18 protein-coding genes are annotated in these 20,075 nt (G+C 73.2%); 8 read left to right on the forward strand and 10 right to left on the reverse strand.

Annotation, left to right across the window (positions count from 1 at the left end; translation table 11 throughout):
- Nucleotides 1-16: 16 nt before the first annotated feature.
- The gene (locus B085_RS0106975) at nt 17-469 is read right to left on the reverse strand and encodes a lipocalin-like domain-containing protein (protein ID WP_018557851.1); all 453 of its coding nucleotides are present in this window, start codon (nt 467-469) and stop codon (nt 17-19) included.
- Between the two features lie 95 nt (nt 470-564).
- On the opposite strand from B085_RS0106975, the gene B085_RS0106980 reads away from it, so the two are divergent.
- A complete protein-coding gene (locus B085_RS0106980; protein ID WP_018557852.1) occupies nt 565-1,194 on the forward strand; it encodes an isochorismatase family cysteine hydrolase in 630 nt (209 codons plus the stop codon).
- Between the two features lies 1 nt (nt 1,195).
- Complete coding sequence (locus tag B085_RS0106985) at nt 1,196-2,773, forward strand: aldehyde dehydrogenase (NADP(+)) (protein WP_018557853.1); 1,578 nt, start codon at nt 1,196-1,198, stop codon at nt 2,771-2,773.
- A gap of 211 nt (nt 2,774-2,984) precedes the next feature.
- On the opposite strand, the gene B085_RS0106990 is transcribed toward B085_RS0106985, so the two are convergent.
- Nucleotides 2,985-4,010, reverse strand: a complete 1,026-nt coding sequence (locus tag B085_RS0106990; protein WP_158689676.1) for a terpene synthase family protein — start codon at nt 4,008-4,010, stop codon at nt 2,985-2,987.
- 290 nt (nt 4,011-4,300) lie between these two features.
- On the opposite strand from B085_RS0106990, the gene B085_RS0106995 reads away from it, so the two are divergent.
- The 3 genes from B085_RS0106995 to B085_RS0107005 all read left to right on the forward strand — a co-directional run bounded on the left by B085_RS0106995 (nt 4,301) and on the right by B085_RS0107005 (nt 6,689).
- A complete protein-coding gene (locus B085_RS0106995; RefSeq protein ID WP_026250757.1) occupies nt 4,301-4,810 on the forward strand; it encodes a hypothetical protein in 510 nt (169 codons plus the stop codon).
- Between the two features lie 117 nt (nt 4,811-4,927).
- Nucleotides 4,928-5,707, forward strand: coding sequence for a class I SAM-dependent methyltransferase (locus tag B085_RS0107000; RefSeq protein ID WP_018557856.1), 780 nt, complete (start codon nt 4,928-4,930; stop codon nt 5,705-5,707).
- A gap of 22 nt (nt 5,708-5,729) precedes the next feature.
- Nucleotides 5,730-6,689: a GNAT family N-acetyltransferase gene (locus tag B085_RS0107005; protein WP_018557857.1), complete on the forward strand. Its 960-nt coding sequence runs from the start codon at nt 5,730-5,732 to the stop codon at nt 6,687-6,689.
- Between the two features lie 10 nt (nt 6,690-6,699).
- Here B085_RS0107005 and B085_RS0107010 read toward each other — a convergent pair whose 3' ends face one another.
- The gene (locus B085_RS0107010) at nt 6,700-6,966 is read right to left on the reverse strand and encodes a hypothetical protein (protein ID WP_018557858.1); all 267 of its coding nucleotides are present in this window, start codon (nt 6,964-6,966) and stop codon (nt 6,700-6,702) included.
- A gap of 401 nt (nt 6,967-7,367) precedes the next feature.
- Between B085_RS0107010 and B085_RS0107015 the strand changes: the two genes are divergently transcribed.
- Both B085_RS0107015 and B085_RS0107020 read left to right on the forward strand, forming a co-directional pair.
- Complete coding sequence (locus B085_RS0107015) at nt 7,368-8,507, forward strand: hypothetical protein (RefSeq protein WP_018557859.1); 1,140 nt, start codon at nt 7,368-7,370, stop codon at nt 8,505-8,507.
- 1,145 nt (nt 8,508-9,652) lie between these two features.
- Nucleotides 9,653-11,752, forward strand: a complete 2,100-nt coding sequence (locus B085_RS0107020; RefSeq protein ID WP_026250758.1) for a PhoX family protein — start codon at nt 9,653-9,655, stop codon at nt 11,750-11,752.
- 416 nt (nt 11,753-12,168) lie between these two features.
- On the opposite strand, the gene B085_RS0107025 is transcribed toward B085_RS0107020, so the two are convergent.
- The 7 genes from B085_RS0107025 to B085_RS0107055 form a co-directional block, all read right to left on the reverse strand.
- Complete coding sequence (locus B085_RS0107025; RefSeq protein WP_018557861.1) at nt 12,169-13,413, reverse strand: cytochrome P450 family protein; 1,245 nt, start codon at nt 13,411-13,413, stop codon at nt 12,169-12,171.
- On the reverse strand, nt 13,413-14,666 hold the full coding sequence (locus B085_RS0107030) for a cytochrome P450 (RefSeq protein ID WP_018557862.1): 1,254 nt from the start codon (nt 14,664-14,666) through the stop codon (nt 13,413-13,415). Before B085_RS0107030 ends, B085_RS0107025 begins: the two co-directional genes overlap by 1 nt.
- Entirely contained in the window at nt 14,663-15,307 is a 645-nt protein-coding gene (locus tag B085_RS41580; RefSeq protein WP_018557863.1) for a GTP-binding protein, read from the reverse strand. The genes B085_RS0107030 and B085_RS41580 overlap by 4 nt, the downstream gene beginning before the upstream one ends.
- Nucleotides 15,288-15,647: a DUF742 domain-containing protein gene (locus B085_RS0107040; protein WP_018557864.1), complete on the reverse strand. Its 360-nt coding sequence runs from the start codon at nt 15,645-15,647 to the stop codon at nt 15,288-15,290. Before B085_RS0107040 ends, B085_RS41580 begins: the two co-directional genes overlap by 20 nt.
- Complete coding sequence (locus B085_RS0107045) at nt 15,644-16,087, reverse strand: roadblock/LC7 domain-containing protein (protein ID WP_018557865.1); 444 nt, start codon at nt 16,085-16,087, stop codon at nt 15,644-15,646. The genes B085_RS0107040 and B085_RS0107045 overlap by 4 nt, the downstream gene beginning before the upstream one ends.
- Nucleotides 16,084-17,625, reverse strand: coding sequence for a sensor histidine kinase (locus tag B085_RS41585; RefSeq protein ID WP_018557866.1), 1,542 nt, complete (start codon nt 17,623-17,625; stop codon nt 16,084-16,086). The genes B085_RS0107045 and B085_RS41585 overlap by 4 nt, the downstream gene beginning before the upstream one ends.
- 462 nt (nt 17,626-18,087) lie before the next feature.
- Complete coding sequence (locus B085_RS0107055) at nt 18,088-19,332, reverse strand: YbfB/YjiJ family MFS transporter (RefSeq protein WP_051101995.1); 1,245 nt, start codon at nt 19,330-19,332, stop codon at nt 18,088-18,090.
- A 145-nt stretch (nt 19,333-19,477) separates the two neighbouring features.
- Between B085_RS0107055 and B085_RS0107060 the strand changes: the two genes are divergently transcribed.
- On the forward strand, nt 19,478-20,074 hold the full coding sequence (locus tag B085_RS0107060) for a TetR/AcrR family transcriptional regulator (protein ID WP_018557868.1): 597 nt from the start codon (nt 19,478-19,480) through the stop codon (nt 20,072-20,074).
- The last annotated feature ends 1 nt before the right edge of the window (nt 20,075 follow it).

Genomic DNA, 20,075 nt, shown 5'->3' on the forward strand with positions numbered 1-20,075 from the left:
GCACGCACGGCAGCCTCTAGCGCCCCGCGCGCTCCCAGGTCAGGACGCCGGTGCGGAGCGCACCCCAGATCCTGGCTGCGCCGGGAAGGCTCAGCCGGAGCCTGCGCCCGTCCAGTTCGGCGATCCGCGTCTGCGAACCGCCCACCCAGTTGGGGAACAGGCTCAGTTCGACCCGGTGCACGACCATGTCCTCCGTCGGGACCTCGAAGGTGCCCGCGTACGCGAGATAGCCCGCGGCCGCCGCGGCCAGTTCCTCGGACAGCCCTTCCTCGAGCCGCCCGTGACGGAAGTCCGGCCGTCCGACCCTCATGATCTGGGCCGACATGTGGCCGTCGGGGCCATAGGTGATGAGCCCCCGGGGCCGCGGCCCGAAGGGCTCGACGACGTCGCCGGTGGCGACGTCGGTGGCCGCGTAGGACACCAGACGCCAGGCGCCGATCAGGGATTCACGGAGTTCGTCAGGGGCCATCTCGCTACCTCGCATTCGTTCCTTGACTTTCAGGATGACGAGAGTAATCCTGAATGAGGATGATGTAAATAATCCAGATTGGGAAAGGACGCGTCATGACCGACACCTACGACCCCACGCGCACGGCGATCCTGCTGGTCGACCCCTACAACGACTTCCTGTCCGAGGGCGGGAAGGTCTGGCCCGCGCTCGAGCCCGTCGCCACCGAGGTGGGCCTGCTCGACAACCTCCGCGCCGTCGTCGGCGCCGGGCGCGCGGCGGGCCAGAAGGTCTTCTTCGTCCCCCACCGCCGCTGGCAGGAGGGTGACTACGAGGGCTGGGAGCACCCCAACCCGACGCACCGCATCATCCAGGAGCGGCACACCTTCGCCCTCGGCACCTGGGGCGGCGAGTTCCACCCCGACTTCCGGCCCGCCGACGGTGACGTGGTCATCCAGGAGCACTGGTCGCAGAGCGGTTTCGCCAACACCGACCTGGACTTCCGGCTCAAGCAGCAGGGCATCACGCATGTGATCGTCATCGGGCTGCTCGCCAACACCTGCATCGAGTCCACCGGCCGCTACGCCATGGAACTCGGCTACCACGTGACGCTCGTCCGCGACGCCACCGCGGCCTACCGCCCCGAGATGATGCACGCCGCCCACGAGCTCAACGGCCCCACGTACGCCCACTCCATCACCACCACCGCCGACCTGGTGAAGACGCTGGAGAACGGAGACCACTGACATGCGACTGACCGGAGAGATGCTGATAGGCGCGACGTCCGTCCCCGCGTCCGAAGGCACGATGAAGGCACTCGACCCGGCGACCGGCGAGCTGGTCGGGCCGGAGTTCGCGCTCGGCGGTGCCGCCGAGGTGGACCGCGCCGCGCGTCTGGCCGACGAGGCCTACGACACCTACAACCGCACCGGTCTCGAGGAACGCGCCGCGTTCCTCGAGCTGATCGCGGAGCGGCTGGAGGCGGTCAAGGGCGAACTGGCCGAGCGGGCGGCCCTGGAGACGGGCCTGCCGGTCGCGCAGCTGGAGGCCGAGGCGGTCAAGTCCGCCGGGCAGTTCAGGCAGTTCGCCGAGGTCGTCAGGCAGGGCCGGTTCCGGCAGGCCGCCGTCGACCCGGCCCAGCCGCAGCGGCTCCCGAGGCCGCGTATGGACCACCGCATGCAGAAGATCGCGATCGGACCGGTGGCCGTGTTCGGCGCGAGCAACTTCCCGATCTCGTACTCGGTCGCGGGCGGCGACACCGCCGCCGCGCTCGCGGCGGGCTGCCCGGTGATCCTCAAGGCGCACAACGCCCACCCCGGCGCCTCGGAGCTGCAGGGGCGCGTCATCCAGGGCGCCGTCGCCGACTCCGGGCTGCACGAGGGCGTGTTCTCGATGCTCCGGGGGGCCGGCAACGCGATCGGCGAGGCCCTGGTGGACCACCCGCTGGTCAAGGCGGTCACCTTCACCGGCTCCGAGGGCGGCGGTATGGCCCTGTACCGGCGGGCGCAACTGCGTCCCGACCCGATCCCGGTCTTCGCCGAGATGACGAGCGTCAACCCGACCTTCGTCCTGCCGGCCGCGCTGGCCGCACGCGGTGGCGAGATCGGCGACGGTTTCGCCGAGCGCATGCTCGTCAACGTCGGCCAGGCCTGCCTGAAGCCGGCCGTGCTGCTCGCCGTCGACGGCCCGGGGTACACCGCGATGCGCGAGGCGGCCGCGGCACGGGTCGGCGCCATGGGCGCCCGGACGATGCTCACCCCCGGCATCCACGACGCCTACGGCCGCGGGGCGCAGCGCCTGCGCGACGCGGGTGCCGCGACCGTGGCGGTGGGCCCGGAGCCGGAGGGCGCGTTCGAGGGCCGCGCGCAGCTCCTCGAGGTCGACGGCGACCGGTTCCTGGCCGAACCCACCCTGGCCGACGAGGTCTTCGGGCCGGCCGCGCTGCTCGTCCGGCTGACCGGCGTGGAGCAGATGACCGAGGTGGCCCGGAGCTTCCGCGGCCAGCTGTCGGCGACGATGCACCTCGATGACGCGGACCACCCGCAGGCCGCCCGCCTGCTGCCGGTCCTGGAGCGCCGTACCGGCCGGATCGTGGTGAACGCCTTCGCCCACCCGCAGGAGGTCGGCCACGCCACCATCCACGGCGGTCCGTTCCCGGCCACCACGGACAGCCGTTTCACCTCCGTCGGCATGAGCTCGATCGAGCGCTTCCTGCGACCCGTGACCTACCAGGGTTTCCCGGACGCGCTGCTCCCGGAGGCGCTGGCCCCCGACAACCCGCTGGGGCTGTGGCGGCTGGTCGACGGGCACGTGACCCGCGACTGACGAAGCGCCCGGCGCGGCGGGCGGGGAGCCGCCCGCCGCGCCGGCCGAACAGGTCCGGGCGCCAGGGCCGCTGATGGTGGAGCAGTGGTCGTCGCCGAGGACGCGGGCGCGGTCCTGGCCGGGGATCCCCAGCAGGTCCACGGCAGTGGGCAGCGTCGCGGCGGTCGCGTCAGAGCGCCGAACAGCGCCGCCGCGCGTCCGGGGGCGCCGGCTATCCCCCGGAGGCGCCGTAACGGGCCGAGTCCCGTGAGAAGTCGAGGAATCCGCGGGCCCAGGCGTGGATGCCGTCCGCGTACTGGCAGACCGCAGAGAGCTGCGCCGGGGTCAGGTCGGCCGCGAGGGCAGCGGCGTAAAGGTCGCGTGTCGCGGTGCGCAGGGCGGCGACACGGTGGGCGTGCCACAGCCGTGTCTCGTCGACGGCCTCGTCCAGCGTCAGAGCGTGGTGGTGGCGCAGGACGAGGACCAGGTTGGTGGTCTCGCCGGAGCGCAGCTCCTTCTCCACCGAGAACAGATCGTTGGTCCAGCCGATGACGTCGGCGGCGGCCTCCCGCAGCGCACGGCAGGCCGGCGAGTACCAGACCGCCGCGGGAAGTTCCGACTCCTGGGCGTACTCGATGAGGTCGAAGCACCACCCGGTGGCTCCGGAGACCCGCCGCCAGGCGATGTAGGCCTCGGGGGTGGGCACCTCGTGGCCGCCGCGGAACCGGAGCATGTCCTGGTTGGTGCGGATCCACGCGACGAGGTGGCGGCGGAAACGGTCGCCCCAGGCGGGCCCCATGACTCCGGTCACCCGCGGCACCACCTCGTCCAGGACGCGGACGGCCGGTGGCGCCGACGCGGGAACGGCGCGCGCCCAGCCGCCGACGGCGTGCGCCATGGCCTCGAGTTCCGCTCCGGTCCCGTGGGCCGGGCCCGCGTCGCTGTCGTCGTCGACGGCGAACATCCACAGCGTGAGCCGGGCCAGCTCCGCCAGGCGTTCCGGGGCCGCCCACGGCCACACGTGCGCGGCCATGGCGGCCTGCCGCTCCCGGCCTGCCTGACCCGAGGTCAGCGCGGACAGCAGACCGGCGCGCCGTGCCCAGGCCATGACCTGCGGCTCCACCTGCGGCAGACCGGGATTGAGCAGCGACGGGCCCGGTACGCGGACGGGCCCCCCGGCCCGCTCCCGTACGGTCCCGCTGTGCGAGGCCCGTCCCCCCGGGCCGTCGGCACGGACGAACGCAGACGTCTTACCCACCGAGATCCCCCCTTCCCGGGCCGTCGGCGGCCCGGGCAAGGACTACGACTTCCAGCCATCCCCGTCCCGGTTCCTACCCAGCGTTCGGCCATCGGACGCCAGGAACGGGCAGGTTACGTCAGGGCGCGGCACACTCGGGCGCGCGACGCGGGAACCCGGTCCGTCCGCATCGCGTCATGATCCGGGTGGGCACCGACCGCCCGGGACACCGTTCACCTTCACCTTCGCCGTCACCATCACGTCCATCGAGGAGAGCAGTGCACAGACACCGCCGCCCGTACCCCGCCGCCGTGACCGCCGCGCTCCTGGCCGCGCTGCTGGGTGCCTGCGGGAGCCCGGACACCGTTGCCGTCGCCGGATCCGGACCGTCGGCCACCGCTTCCGCGGACACCCGTACCCCGGTCGCGAAGGCGGAACCGGCCGTCACCGGAGCACTGGACGACCACCGGCACGTGGCGCGCAGGACGACCACGGGGCGGCGCCCGCACATGGTGCAGCGGTGCACCGACCGCACCCGGCGGGTGCGGCACACGTCCTCGAGCGGTTCCGGGAAGCGCAAGTCGACCCGGACGTGGTACACGACCGAGCACTACAAGGACTGCCGGAAGGTGCAGCAGGGCACCGAGTCCTACACACGCGTGGTGTCGGCGGAACGCTGGTGCGTCGAACTGGACGACCTCGGCGGCGACCGCACCCGGGACGACGTCTGGTACAAGGTCGACTCCGCCACCTACGGCAGGGCCGTCGACGCGGAAGAGGGCACCCGGATGTCCTTCACCCCTCTCGCGACCGGCTGCTGACGGCCCGACGCGGGGCGGGACCACGTGGGACGGCCCCGCAAGAGCGCACGCGGGGCGGCGCCGGGACCGGCGTAATCCGGATGCGCCCCGCCGGGGGCGTCTGCCATCCTCGCGCCCATGTCCACGTTCCGAGACCTCCTCGCCGAAGGGGAGGCCGTTCCGACCGAGGGCTGGGACTTCTCCTGGTTCACCGGCCGCGCCACCGAGCAGCGCCCGTCCTGGGGTTACGCCCGGCTCCTCGCGGACCGGGCCGCCCGGTCCGAGGCCCTCCTCGACGTCCAGACCGGCGGCGGGGAGGTCCTGGCGACCGTGCCCTTCGCCCCGCCGGTCGTCGCGGCGACGGAGTCATGGGCGCCCAACCTGGAGATCGCCCGCCGCAATCTGGAACCCTTCGGCGCCACGGTCGTCCGGGCCGAGGACACCGCCGACCTCCCCTTCCCCGACGGCCGCTTCGACCTCGTCGTCAGCCGGCATCCGGTGGTGACCCGCTGGGACGAGGTGCGCCGGGTGCTGCGTCCCGGCGGCACCTACCTGTCGCAGCAGGTCGGCGCGGGCTCGGTGCGGGAGCTGACGGACTACCTGATGGGGCCCCGCCCCCTCGCCACGCACACGCCGGACCCCTTCACGACCACGGCCGGCTCCAGCGGGGTGGAGGCCACCGCCCGCGCCGAGGCAGCGGGCCTGGAGGTCGTGGACCTGCGCCAGGAGGCGCTGCGCATGGAGTTCCACGACATCGCCGCCGTGGTCCACTTCCTGCGCAAGGTCATCTGGATCGTGCCGGGCTTCTCCGTGGACGCCTACCGCGAGCGCCTCGCGGAGCTGTACGGCTTCATGGAACGGCACGGGCCCTTCGTGGCCTACTCGCAGCGCTATCTGATCGAGGCCCGCAAGGGCTGACCCCGGAAAGCAGGCATCCCTGGTGAAAGCGCCGACGACCAGGCCGTTCGAGGCCTCCGACGTCGATGGAGCGGCGGGCCTCCTCGCCGCCCGCCACCGCCGCGACCGCGCCGGGGAAGCGGCGCTCGACCCCGGTTTCGCCGAACCGGCGGTCTGCGCGGCCCTCCTGCGGGACGCCTGGGAGCGGGGCGCGCGCGGCGCGGTCGCGGAGACGGCGGACGGCGCACTCGCCGGGTACCTGATCGCCGTGCCCGGCGACGACGTGCGCGGACGCCATGTGTGGACGGGGCCCGGGCACTACGCTACGCACGACGGGGACGTCCTGCGTGGCCTGTACGCGGACCTGTCGGGTCCATGGCTCGGCGAGGGGCGCCTGCACCACTACGCCGTCGCGGCCGCGCACGACCTGCCGGTCTGGCTGTCGCAGTGCTTCGCCTACGAGCAGGTCCACGCGGTGACGGACCTGACGGCGGGGGCGGCGGGCTTCCACGACGACGTGCGGGCCGCCCGGCCTTCGGACCTCGCCGCGCTGGAGCCGCTGTTCCGCCTGGTCGCCGACGCGCACACGGCCCCGCCGGTCTTCGCCTTCATCGAGCCGTCCTTCCACGAGGGCCTGCGGCCGGGCCACTTGGAGCTGTTGGAGGACCCCGCCGTGTCCTACTGGCTGGCCGAAGGGCCGGAGGGGGTGAGGGGCTTCTGCGTCATGCGGCCCGTGCCCGACGACGAGGTCTCGCTGACCGCGCCGCGCGGCTCGGTCGAACTGCTCCTCGCCGCGACCGCGCCCGGGTACCGGGGCGGCGGTGTGGGGCGCCGGCTCACCGAGCACGCCCTCGCGGACGCGGCCCGGAACGGCTTCCGGGTGTGCGTGACGGACTGGCGGGCGGCGAACCCGCTCTCGTCCGCGTTCTGGCCGCGCCGCGGCTTCCGTCCCGTCGCCCACCGGCTGCACCGCCTCCTCGACCCGCGGCTGTCCCGGGGCTGAGCCGGGCCGGCTAGTCCACGACGCCGAAGTCCTCCGGGAAGTCCTCCAGGAACGCGCGGCGCCCGGGATCGGTCTCGGCGGCCGTCATCGCGGCCAGCACTTCGAGGAACCCGTCCCGCTGGCCCTCCGTCATCCGGTCGACCACGGCGGCCACGCCCTCCAGGGCCTTCAATGCCTCGTCCTGGTCCATGCGCTCGTCGTCCGCGTCCTCCACGAACCAGGTCAGGTCCACGAGGGCCGCCACGAGGGCGTGGGTCAGCGAAGGGTACGGAGGCATCGGCGTGTTCTCCCTGCGGGCTGCGGCTGTGACGTTCCCCGGCATCCCATCACGAGGCGCCGACAGTGCCGCGCCCCGGTCGGTTCCGCCGGTGCCCGAGCGTGTCACGGGGCGGCGTCCACGACCGCCCGCGTTGTCAGCGCGCGGCCCAACTCCCCTTCGCAATGCGCCTGTTCGTTACGGACTCGACCTCCGGACAGTCCGGACGACTGCACCTGACGGGACGTCATTCATTTTCCGTTGACTCACCGTTCCCGTACGGTTCCGCAAGGCCGGAACCCCGGGGGCGGATTGGCGCGGGCACGTGGGTGACCGTTTATGCTCTGCACCGTCATTGGGAATGTTGTGAACTCAACCACGTTTGGCCGTCGAGGGGACAGCGCGCCATGAACCGTCCGGGGATGTCGATCAACCAAGTGCGGATAGCCGTGGCCTTGCTCAGCCTCGCGCTGTTCGCCCAGACGGCGTTCTGGCTGCTCTACGACATCGTTGTCCGCGGTCTGCCCGGCGCCTGGTCGCTGTGGACCACGGGGTGGGTGCCGGGGCTGTCGGCGACCTCGTCGCTCGACCTCGGCCTCGCGGCGCTGCAGCTCTGCGCCGGTCTGGCGGCCCTGTTCCGCACCCGCGGCGCCGGCGGCCTGCTGATGACCTCGTGCACGGTGACCCTCGGCTTCCGCCTCCCGGCGGTCTGGTACCTGCTGCTCGACTCCCCCTCCGACCCGTGGTTCGGCACCCTGAAGGGCGCCTCGCTGAACGCGGTGGGCAGCACCGCCGTCCTCGCGGTGGTCCTCTGCCTCGTCCTGGGCGGGCTCCTCCTGCTGGCACGGCACATGGAGTACGAGGCCGCCGCCTCGAACGCGGTGACCGGCGGCGTCCGCCCGGTGAAGGTGACGGCCACCGCCTCCGGCCTGCTGCTCGCGGTGCTCAACGTCTTCTACATCGGCCGGAACGCGGTGACGGCCTTTCAGGTCGGCCCGAGTGTGCTCACCGACCTGATCGTCGGCAAGGGAAGCGGCCGGGCCATCCTCGCCGTTCCGTCGCCGTACCAGTGGGTCTGCCTGACCGTGCTGTGCGGGGCCGGCATGCTGCTCGCGGCCAGGCGGCGGCCCACCGCCCCGGGCTTCTCGGTGGGTCTCTCGCTCTTCATGATGCCGTCGGCCTTCACGGAGCTGTGGGGCTACGCGGTCGGCTCGATGCCCGTGACCGCCGTGGACACCTCGCAGAGCCTGCTGGAGTTCGTCGGTTCCGCGGCGGTGGTCGCCCTCATCGTCGGCGACGTCCGCCGCGACCGCCGACCCGCCGACCTCGACGTCATGACACCCGCCGTGCCGATCGGGACCGCGGCGGCCGTACCCGCCGTGCCCGCCACGCTCGCCGTGCCCACCACCCCCGCCGCACCGGCCGCCCAGGACGACGAGGACGACGACCCGGCGGAAGCGGCCGTCGAGGCCGTGGAGGTCACCGTCCCCGCCCAGCGCGACAACGACGGCGACGCCACCGCTGAGGCAGAGCGTCCGGCGACCGAGGCCGCCGGCGCCTGACGCGGGCACCCTCCCGGCCGGACCGGCTCCGCCGCGAAAAGCGTTTGCGCGGAGCCGGTGCCGGTGCCGAGAGTTGCGGCAGGCCCATCACCGTGCGGCCGGCCGCGCCCGAGGCCGCTCCCGTCATCTGCGACCTGCTCAACGCCGTCGACGTCATGGAGCCCGGGCGGCCGGAGACCGACCTGGCGACGGTCGAGTCGTCGCTGGTCCATCCCGAGGCGGACCTCGAGCGCAACTCCTGGCCGGCCTTCGAGGACGGCGCGCTCGTCGCCTACGGGCTGCTCTGGGACGAGTCCGGCGCCGAACGCATCGACGTCGACCACTACGTCCCGCCCGCCCACCAGGAGGCGGGCGAGCGGCTGCTGGATCTCCTCCAGGCCCGGGCCGCCGAACGCGCCGCGGAGAACGGCGCGGAGCGGGCCGTCGTCCATCTCGCCCTCGACACCGCGCCCACCGTGGACACGGCCCGCCTGGCACGGCGCGGCTGGAGGACCGTACGGCGCTCCCACATGCTGACCCGCCCGCTGTCGGCCGCCGCGGACCCCGTCCCCGCACTCCCGCCCGGACTGACACCGCGCGACTGCACGGCGGAGGCCGACCGCCGCCGCGCCCACGAACTCCTGCAGGAGAGCTCCGCGGAGCACTTCGACCACCAGCGGCGCACCTACCGGCAGTGGCTGGACGACCTCGGCCAGGGCATCGACTGGTCCCTGGTGTGGATCGCCTCGCTGGAGGGCGCCGGGGACGTGGGCGCGGCGCTGACCCGTGACGACCGCGCGGCCATGGCGTGGATCCGGAGCCTGGGCGTGCGCGAGGAGGCGCGAGGCCGGGGTGGACACCGACAACCCCACAGGGGCCCCGCGGCTGTACACCACGCACGGCATGACCCTCCACTTCGCCGTGGACACCTGGGAACCGACGCTGCCGGCGGCCATCCCGGCGGCGTGACGCGCCGCGCGCGCCGCCCGCCGCGCCGTTGGGACGTCGCAGAGGTGAGGCGGCGTCCGTCGGGCGCGCGGGGCACGGGAACCCCTTGCCGCGCTCACCGGTTCATGCGCGGTTCACGTTCCGGCCACCCCCGCGAGAACAGGGCTCTTTACCGTCCCTTTGTACTCGCTATACCGGAACATAGACTTGGAGGCACTGTGCGGCCGCACAGACTTCTTCCGCTGCTCCCCCGTCACGACGGCGGCAGGTCCGCGCTCACCTGCCGGTTCAAGTGCGGTGACGCCTGCGCCCACGAGGCCCCGAACACCAGCGGGAACGCCTACCTCGGCGACGTCGTCGCCGAGGCGCTCTCCCGCCGCACGGTGCTGCGGACCGGCGCCGTGGTCACCCTGGCCGCCGCCGCGGGCGGCATAGCCGTCACGTCCGGCACCGACGTGGCCGCCGCCGCGCCCGAGCCGCCGCACGGAGGCCATGGAGGCCACGGCGGCACCGCCGACCCCGACGCTGCCAAGGGCCTGCGCTTCCGGCCCGTCTCGCCGAACACCGTGGACGCCGTCGTCGTTCCCGAGGGCTATGCCCAGAGTGTCGTGATCCGCTGGGGCGACCCCATCCTGCGCGGCGCCCCCGCGTTCGACCAGGCGCGGCAGACCGCCGCGGCGCAGGCCGGCCAGTTCGGATACAACAACGACTTCCTGCACCTGTTCGACCTGCCCGGTGAGCGCGGCCGTCAGGTACTCGTCGCCAACCACGAGTACACCGACGAGATCCTCATGTTCCCGGGCTACGACGCGGCGAACCCCACCCGCGAGCAGGTCGAGATCGCCTGGGCCGCGCACGGGCTCAGCGTGGTCGTGGTCGAGGAGGAGCGGCACTCCGGCCGCCTGTACCCGGTGAACCGGCACGGCCTGAACCGCCGGCTCCACACCCGCACCGCCTTCCGGCTGACCGGCCCCGCCGCGGGCAGCCCCCTGCTGCGCACCAAGGCCGACCCCACCGGCACGAAGGTCCTCGGCACCCTCAACAACTGCGCCGGCGGCACCACCCCGTGGGGCACCGTGCTGTCCGGCGAGGAGAACTTCAACCAGTACTTCGGCAACGCGGCCTCGGTCACCGACCCGGTCACCGCGGAGCGGCTGAAGCGCTACGGCATCGCCGGCGCGGCCAGCGAGCGCAAGTGGGAGCGGTTCGACGACCGCTTCGACCTGGCCAAGGAGCCCAACGAGGTCAACCGCTTCGGCTGGATCGTGGAACTCGACCCGCTCGACCCGGACTCGACGCCGCGCAAGCACACCGCGCTCGGCCGCTTCAAGCACGAGGCCGCGCAGCCCCGCCTCACCGAGGACGGCCGCCCCGTCGTCTACATGGGCGACGACGAGCGCTTTGACTACATGTACAAGTTCGTGGCGCGCAAGGCGATGCGGCACGGCACCGGACGGGCGGTCCGCGAGCACAACCTGTCGCTCCTGGACGAGGGCACGCTCTACGTCGCCCGGCTGACGGGCGACAGCCCGGCCGCCGAGTTCGACGGCAACGGGAAACTGCCCTCGGACGGCGAGTTCGACGGCTCCGGCGAGTGGATCAAGCTGGCCGACGGCACCACCTCCTTCGTGGAGGGCATGACCGCCGAGGAGGTCTACCTCTTCACCCGCATGGCGGCGGACAAGGCCGGAGCCACGAAGATGGACCGCCCCGAGGACGTCGAGCCGAGCCCGCGCACCGGTCGCGTCTACGTGGCGCTGACCAACAACACCAACCGCGGGAAGGCCGGTTCCGCCGGTGCCGACGAGGCCAACCCGCGGAACAACAACAAGCACGGGCATGTGCTGGAGCTGGCGGAGTCCTTCGACGACCCCGCCGCCGACCGCTTCGCGTGGCGGCTGTTCCTGGTCGCGGGCGACCCGTCCGACCCCGCCACCTACTTCGCGGGCTTCCCGAAGGACGACGTCAGCCCGATCTCGTGCCCGGACAACGTGGCGTTCGATCCGCACGGCAACCTGTGGATATCCACCGACGGCGCACCGGGCACCCTCGGCACCCACGACGCCCTCTTCGGCGTCGCGGTCAAGGGTGACAAGCGCGGTCAGGTCCGGCAGTTCCTGAGCGTCCCCAAGGGCGCCGAGACGTGCGGCCCGATCGTCCAGGACCAGCGCGTCCTGGTCGCGGTGCAGCACCCCGGCGAGACCGACGGCTCCACGTACGAGAACCCGTCCTCGCGCTGGCCCGACGGCGGCCGGCGGATCCCCCGCCCCTCCGTCGTCGTGGTGTGGCGCAAGGACGGCCGCGACATCGGCGTGTGACGGGAACGGCCCCGCCCGTCCGGTGCTCCGGACGGGCGGGGCCGTCACCCGTCCGGCACGCTCGCATCCCCATCGGGGTGCTCGCGGGCCGCCCGGCCGATGGGACCGGCGGAAGCGGCGGGGCGGAACGGCCCCGGGTGGGTGGTCCCAGTCCTTCGTGGCGTCGTACTCGACGCGGGACCGGCTGATCTCCTGGGCGTGGGCATCGGCCCAGCCGGCCAGGTCGCGGACGACGTGGAGCAGCGAGCGGCCGCTTCCGGTGAGCGCGTAGCCGACCTGCGGCGGGACGGTGGCCCAGACCCCTCGCCAAGCGGCGAGGCGTCCGCCACCGGCCCGGACGCCGGCCACCGGAGCGGACCGGCACCTCCCCGCACCGGCACGAGCGGCGCGGGGAGGTGCCGGACACCGACGGTAGGTCAGTTGACGGTGACCGGCAGCTCGTACAGGTCGTTCTGCGTGACCACGGGCTTGTTGCGCAGCTCCGACGCCGGGACCGCCAGGTCGAGCTTCGGGAAGCGCTCGAACAGGGCGGGCAGCGCCACCGCCGCCTCCAGCCGGGACAGCGCGGCGCCGGGGCACACGTGCGGGCCGTGGCCGAAGGCGATGTGGCGGATGGGGTGGTCGCGGGTGATGTCGAAGACGCCGGCGCTCGGGCCGTGCTGCTTCTCGTCACCGCCGATCGCCGCGTAGGAGACGATCAGCGCCTCGCCCTTGGCGATGACCTTGTCGCCGACGGGGACGTCCTCGGTGGCGAAGCGGATCAGCACGTGCGAGGTGGGCGTGGAGTGGCGCAGGGTCTCCTCCACCACCGACTCCCAGCTCGCCTTGCCCTCCCGCACCAGCGCGAGCTGGTCGGGGTGGGTGAGCAGGTTCACGACCGCGTTCACGATGAGGGAGATGGTGGTCTCGTGCCCCGCGGCGATCATGAGCTGCAGGGTGCTCTGGATCTCCTCGTCGGTGAGGTGGTCACCGTCCTCGGAGGCCGCGATCAGAGCGCTGGTGAGGTCGTCGCCGGGCTCGGCGCGCCGGTCGGCGACGGTCTTGGCCATGAGGGCCGCGAGCTCGCCGAGCGTGGCGAGGACCTCGGCGGGCGGGGTCTGGGTGGAGAAGAACTTCTCGAACAGCACCTTCAGCCGGGGCAGGTGGGCCTTGTCGATGCCCATCAGCTCCTGCACGACGTACATCGGCAGCGGGTAGGCGAAGGTGGCCTTGAGGTCGAGTACGTCGCCCTCGCGTGCGGCCTCCTCGACGCGGTCCAGGAGACCGGCCGTCAGCTCCTCGATCCGGGCCCGCATCTGCTCCACGCGGCGCGGGGTCAGCGCCTGGGCGACCAGGGCGCGCATCCGGCGGTGGTCGGCGCCGTCGACGGTGAGCATGGAGCGGCCCGGGTTGGCCAGGCCGATCAGCGCCCAGTCGGCGGGTATCTCACCGCGGGTGAAGGCGTCCCAGTGGGCGATGTCCTTCACCAGCCGCGGGTCGGTCAGCAGCGCGCGGGCCTCGGCGTGGTGCGTCACGGCCCACACCGGCACACCGCCGGGGAGTTCGACCGCGGCCAGCGGGCCCGCCTCGCGCAGCGCGGTGCTCTCGGCGACGAGGTCGCCCACCAGCGGGTCCAGCACGATCGGGGAGGCCGCGTGGTGGCCGGTGACCGGGCATTCCATCAGAGTTCTCCTAGCACGGGGGTGGGTGTGAAACGCACGGGGAGCTTGGTCATGCCCCGCAGCCAGGGGGACGGACGGCGCACGAGATCGGCGGGGTCGACCGCCAGTTCGATGTCGGGCAGCCGGTCCAGCAGCACCTCGATGCCGGTGCGGGCGATGGCCTCGGCGATCTCCTGAGCCGGGAACGGGCAGCGGTGCTCGCCGTGCCCGAAGGAGAACCACGCGTTGTTGCCGTTGGTGGAGGCCCCGGCCTCCAGGTGGACCTGGGGGTCGGCGTTGGCCGCGGCGAAGCCGAGGATGAGCAGGTCGCCGGAGGCGATCTGGCGCCCGCCGAGCCGGGTGTCGCGGCTGGCCCACCGCCCGGCGATGTTCTGGCTGGGGGTGTCCTCCCACAGCACCTCGTTCATGGCCTGCCCGACGCTGTGCCGGCCGCCGGTGAACGAGGCGGCGAAGCGGTCGTCGGTGAGCATCAGCCGCAACGAGTTGCCGATCCAGTCCGCGGTGGGCTGGTGCCCGGCCACGGTCATCACCATCAGGTCCTGCACGATCTCCTCGTCGGAGAAGTCGTACCGGTCGGCGAGCATCCGCGACACGACGTCCGCGCCCGGCTGCTCCTTCTTCGCCTCGAGCAGTTCGGTCATCGCGGTGTAGACGTGCGTCTGACCGGCGATGGCGTCCGGGCCGCCGTCGACCAGGTCCTTGACCGCCTTCACCAGGAGGGGCCCCTCCTCCTCGGGGAAGCCGTACAGCCGGGCGAGCACGCGGACCGGGAGCAGCATCGCGAACTCGTCGAGGATGTCCGCCGTGCCGCCGCCGCAGAAGGTGTCGACGAGCGCGTCGGCGTAGCGCTCGGCGTAGCGGCGCAGTTCGACCGCGTCGATGGCCTCCATGGCGTTGCCCATCATCGCGGCACGCTGCCGGTGGCGTTCGCCCACGGTGTAGAGGATCGAGGGCTGCTTGCGCCCGATCATGGGCAGCAGCGGCCAGTCGTCGGGGATGCGGTCCCACTGGTTCCACAGGTCCGAGTCGCGGCTGAAGAGCACCGGGTCGCCGGTGACGTGCAGCAGTTCCCGGTAGCCCAGCACGAGCCAGGCCGGTATGCCGCCGTCGAGCGTCACGGGTGCCAGGGCGCCGTGGTCGCGGCGCAGTTCCCGGTAGAGGGCGGCGGGTTCGACATGGAAACGCGGACCGCTGAACGGCACCGCCCCGGCGAACGGGTCGGTGCCGGCGGCCGCGGTGGGCTGGCTGGTCACGGAGCGGTCATCTCCCGGGCGCGCGGGTGGGCGGCGGACAGGGTCTGCAGGTGCTGGACGAGGGTGATGAGGACGTCCTTGGAGGACTGCCGGGACCGCGCGTCGCAGTCCACCAGCGGCACCCCGTCCGCCAGCGACAGCGCGTCGCGGACCTGTTCCTCGGTGTGCTTGGGCCCGCCGAAGTCGTTGCGGGCCACGACGAACGGTGTGCCGTGGTGCTCCAGGCGGTCGATGGCGTACCAGGAGTCGTCCAGGCGGCGGGTGTCGACGAGCACCACCGCACCGAGCGTGCCCGAGAACAGCCGGTCCCAAAGGAACCAGAACCGCTCCTGGCCGGGCGCGCCGAACAGATAGAGCACGGTCCGCGCGTTGACACTGATCCGGCCGAAGTCGAAGGCCACGGTGGTGGAGGACTTGGTCCCCACACCGGCGAGGTCGTCGACCCCGGCACCGGCCTGCGTCATGGTCTCCTCGGTGTTCAGCGGGCGGATCTCGCTGACCGAGCGCACCATGGTCGTCTTCCCGACACCGAACCCGCCGGTGATGACGATCTTCAGCCCGTTGTCGGCGCTCGCGTCGAGCGGTGCCCGGGGCTCCGGCCGGCCGGGAACGAGGCCGGGGTCAGAGGTTGCGTAGTCCAACGAGCACCTGCTCCAGGATCTCGGGGTCCGGAAGTTGAGCCGCCGTCCGGACGGTACGGGGGTGCCGGGCGCTGATGCGGCCGGTGTCCAGCAGGTCACACAGGAGCACCTGGGTGATGCCGACCGGCAGCCCCAGGTCGGCGGCGAGCTCGACGACGGCGGTGGGCCGGCGGCAGATCCGCAGGATCGCCGCGTGCTCGGACTGCATCCCCGGGACCGGATCGCACTCGGCGACCACCAGGGTCACCAGGTCGAACGCGTCGGACACGGGCCGGCTGCGACCCGACGTCAGGGTGTACAGCCGGTCCGGGTCCTCCTCCCGGCCCGGGCGGGGTGTCATGCGCCGTCGCCGTCCTCACCGGGCACCTCGCGCGGGGGCGCGCTGAGGTGCTCGCCGAGCTGCTCGACCAGCTCGTGCATGTTGTGGCCGATCAGGCCGACCTCGGCGTCGTCGTCGGCGACGACCGCCAGGTGGGCGCCGTCGCCGGCCTCGACGATGAACAGGATCCCGCCGTAGAACTCGGCCATGGCCTGCCGTACGCCGCCGCTGCCGTCGCCGAACTCGATGGACGCGCCCTGGGACAGGCTCTGGATGCCGGCGGAGATCGCCGCGAGCTGGTCGGCCTGGTCGACCGAGAGCTCGGGGGTGCGGCACAGCTTGAGCCCGTCGCGGGACAGGACCAGGGCGTGGCGGGCGCCCGGGGTCCGCTCCAGCAGGTTCTCCAGCAGCCAGTTGAGCCGCTCGTCCGTACTGGTGTGGCCGGTGGCCGGTGCGGTCATCGCGCGTCGCTTTCTGGGGATGGGGCCGTCGCGTTGTGCTCGTCGCGGTCCGCGCCGGGCGCGGACGCGGGGGACTCGTGGTCGGGTGCGGGTGCGGCGGGGGTGGTGCCGTGCACCGCGCTGCGGAAGGTGCTGAACCTCGCGGCCCGTTCGGCCGCCGTTCCGTGGCCGGCCGAGCCGGAACTCGGACGTGCGGCGGGCCGGTCGTGGTGGGGCCCGTCGTGGCCCGCGGCGGACAGCGTCTGACCGCGGCGGCGCTTGGGCAGGCCGCTCTCGCCCAGCTCCGGTGCCGTGGGCCCGGCCTCTGGGCCCGTTTCGGGCGGAGCGGCGGGGGCCGGGACGGACGGGGCGGCGGCCGGGGCCTCCGGGGGCAGGAGGGGCTCGGCTTCGGGGCCGGCGTCCGTGCCGGGGCGCGGGACGGTGAGCAGTTCCTGCGGGATCATCATGACGGCGCCGGTGCCGCCCCGGGCCGAGGGCCGGAAGGAGATGGTCAGGCCGTGCTTGCGGGCCAGCCGGCCGACGACCGTCAGGCCGAGCCTGGTCCCGGACAGGCCGGTCAGGTCCCCGGACCCGGCGGCGACGGCGCTCTGCGCCCGGCGCAGCGCGACCTCGCCCATCACCAGTCCGCTGTCCTCGACGGTGATGACCGAGCCCGCGGGCACCTCCTCCACGTACACGTGGACCTCGGCGGTGGGCGGGGAGAAGTTGGCGGCGTTGTCCATGAGTTCGGCCAGCGCGTGCATGACACCCTCGGCGGCGTGGCCGACGACGGCGACCTCGCTGGTGGAGTGGAGCCGCACCCGCTGGTAGCCGGCGATGCGTCCCATGGCGCCGCGCAGGATCGACTCCATGCGGATCGGCTTGGCCCACCGGCGTCCGGAACGGGCCCCGGTCAGCACGGCGATGCTGTCGGCGAGGCGGCCGGCCTGGGCGGTGCGGTGGTCCAGGTGCAGCAGGTCGTGCAGTACGGCCGGGTCGCTGTGGCGGTGCTCCATCTGCCGCAGGTCGGCCAGCATGCCGGTGGCCAGTGCCTGCATGCGCCCGGCGGCGTTGGCCCCGACGGCCATCGCCGCGGCGCGGCGCGACTCGCTGCTGCCCACGCGGTCGGCGATCAGGGTCAGCATGCGGCGCTGAGGTCCGGTCAGCGGCTCCCGTACGGCGGTGAGTACGCGGTCGACGGTCTCTCCGCCGGTGATCCGCCGGACGGCGGCGGGCAGCACCTCATCGGCGAAACGTTCCGCCTCGGCCCGCAGGGTGTCGAGCTGCCCGGCCAGCCGCCGTGCCCGCCAGCGCTCCTGCGCCGCCACGGCCACGGCCACGACCAGCGCGAGGATCCCCGCGGCCGCGCCGGTCACGGCGGGGACCCGCAGCGACCCGGGAGCGGCGACGACCAGCCACACGGCCACCGGAACGGTGACCACCAGGGGTACCGCCAGGGCCCGCGCCAGGTACGCGAGCGGAGCACGCTGCTCACGCGGCCGTGCCGGGATGCGCAGGCGCCCGGTCCGCGGGCGCGGTAGCGCGGTCTGCGCTGTCATCGATCAGGACCTCGGGACCGTCTGGACGGATGGGATGGGCGAAGCGGGAATCCTGCAGAAACGGGCACCGCCGCGCACACGGATCCCGTACGGGCTCCGTGTTCGCGGGGAACTCGCGGTCACTATATGCGAGTTGCCGAGGCTGTTGATCAATGAGCCGACGACATTCCTCGGCTGGTGGGGACATGTGGAGCAAACGCGGCATGCGGCGGTCGCGATGCCGGGGAACCGGCGCTTCCGCTCCCCCCGGGGCACCGCCGGCGGCACGTCCGTGGGCGCCATGTCGTCACCGCGCCACTGACCACGTCTTTCACCGTGCCACCAGGGCCGGGGCGGGATTCCCGGGACGGGGCCGCCGCACCGCCCGCGCACCGGCGGGCGTCTCGGCCCCTGCGGCCGGCGGGGAACGCCGGCGGTCTGTCCACTCTGAGACATGTCGCAACCCCGCCACACCCCGGCGCCTCATTCCCGGACGGACGCGCCCCGAACCCCGGCGATGTGGTGCGCGGCTTCCTCCTCGACCGCGGGCACACGGGCGAACCGCGCGGCCGCACCGACGACCAGCGCCAGGCCGAGCGCCGCCGCTCCGATGAGGAACAGCGTGCGGTGGTCCTGGCCGCTGCGGGCGAAGACATAGGAGTAGAGATAGGCGGAGAGAGCCAGCGACAGCGCACCGGCGACGGTCGCCCTGCCCCATGCCGCCGACTGCGCCTCGGGCCGCCGCCCCACGAGTTCGTGGACGCGGCCCAGCACGACCGGCACGACACCGGGCGGGAAGGACCCGATGACGACGCTCAGCACCGCGATCTCGGGCAGGCTGTGCGCCGCGGCGAGCGCGGCGAGGGCCCCCGCCTGCACCAGGGTGATCAGCAGCAGGGCCCTGGCGAAGCCGAGGCGGTCGCCGAGCAGGCCGTAGAGAGTCGGGCCGACGAGGGCGCCGAGCCCGTACAGGATCCAGACCGTGGAGCCCGCGGACCCGCGGCCCAGTCCCCGGCTGACGAAGTCGGCGAGGAACGCCATGGCCGGGGTGAGCCCCATCGAGATCAGGGCGTACTCCACGAGCAGCAGCCTCAGCCGCGCCGGCCGGACGGGCCTGCCCTGACCCTCCCCCGGGGCCGAGGGGACCGCGGGTGCGGTGGGCCGGGGCCAGCCGTTCCAGCTCAGCGCGGTGAGGAGGGCACACAGGACGGCCAGCCCAGCCCAGGTCCGGCTCAGGCCGAGGCGCAGCAGCAGGGGCACCAGCGTGCCCGAGGCGGCGATGCCGACGCCGAGCCCCGCGAAGATCGCGCCGCCCGCCAGCCCGCGCCGCTCCCCCTTCAGGTACGGGAGCACCGCGCCGGCCACCCGCACCATGATCACGCCGCCCGCGAGCCCCGAGGCCAGGCGCCAGAAGAAGAACCAGGGCACCGATACGGGAACGCTGCAGGCCAGCAATGCCAGTGTGGCCAGCGCCATCATCCACCGCAGGGCCCGGCGGTCCCCCAGCCACCGCCCCACCCGCCGGGCGCTCAACGCGCCGGCCAGGTAGCCGGCCAGGTTGGCCGCGCCGAGGTAGGCCACGGCGGACGGCGAGAACCAGTGGGCGTTGATCAGCTCGGGGACCAGGGGCGTGTAGGCGAACCGGGCGAGGCCGATGCCGACGAAGCTCGCGCTCGCGCCCGCCGCTGTCGCCCGCCACGCGGCGGGTCCCGGTGGTGTGGTGCTCATGTGCTCGTTTCCGCTCTCCGCCCGGTCGCGGCGGATCCAGGCACCGCCCGGCCCGTCCGCCACCGGGCCATCTTTGACAACCCCGTCATGTTTGACAGCCTTGCAAACTTTGACGGGGCCGTCAAAGATTGCTTACGGTGGGGCCATGGCTGGACGGCGTCAGTTCGATGAGCAGTACACCCTGGGCCGGATCCTGGACGTCTTCTGGAACCAGGGCTACGGAGCGACCTCCATGCAGGACCTGGCGACCGCCAGCGGAGTGCAGCGCGGCTCGCTCTACAACGCGTACCGCGACAAGGAGACGCTGTTCCTGCGCGTCTTCCGGGACTACGCGGACGCCTTCGTCGCCGAGGCCGCCGCCACCCTGGACCAGCCGGACGTCCGGCAGGCGCTCGAGGACTTCTTCGACTTCACCATCGCCTCCATGACCCGCGGCACCCCCGCCCGCGGCTGCCTGTCGACCAAGACCGCCACCGACACCCAGGCGGACGCCGAACCCATCCGGATCGCGATCCGCGGCATGCTGGACCGGCTCGAGGGCGTCATGGCCGAACGGCTCTCCCGCGAGGACGCGGCCGGGCTGCTCACCGTCCCGCCCACCGAGGCCGCTCGGGTGCTGGTCACCATGACCCGGGGCACCGTGGTCATCGAGCGCGTCTACCAGGACGCGGACCGCCTCCGGGCCACCGCGAGGTCGCTGATCGCGATATTGCTCGGCGCACGGCGGCAGGCCACCGTCTGAC

Source organism: Streptomyces sp. BoleA5, from assembly GCF_000373665.1.
In the GTDB taxonomy this organism is placed as follows: Bacteria; Actinomycetota; Actinomycetes; order Streptomycetales; family Streptomycetaceae; genus Actinacidiphila.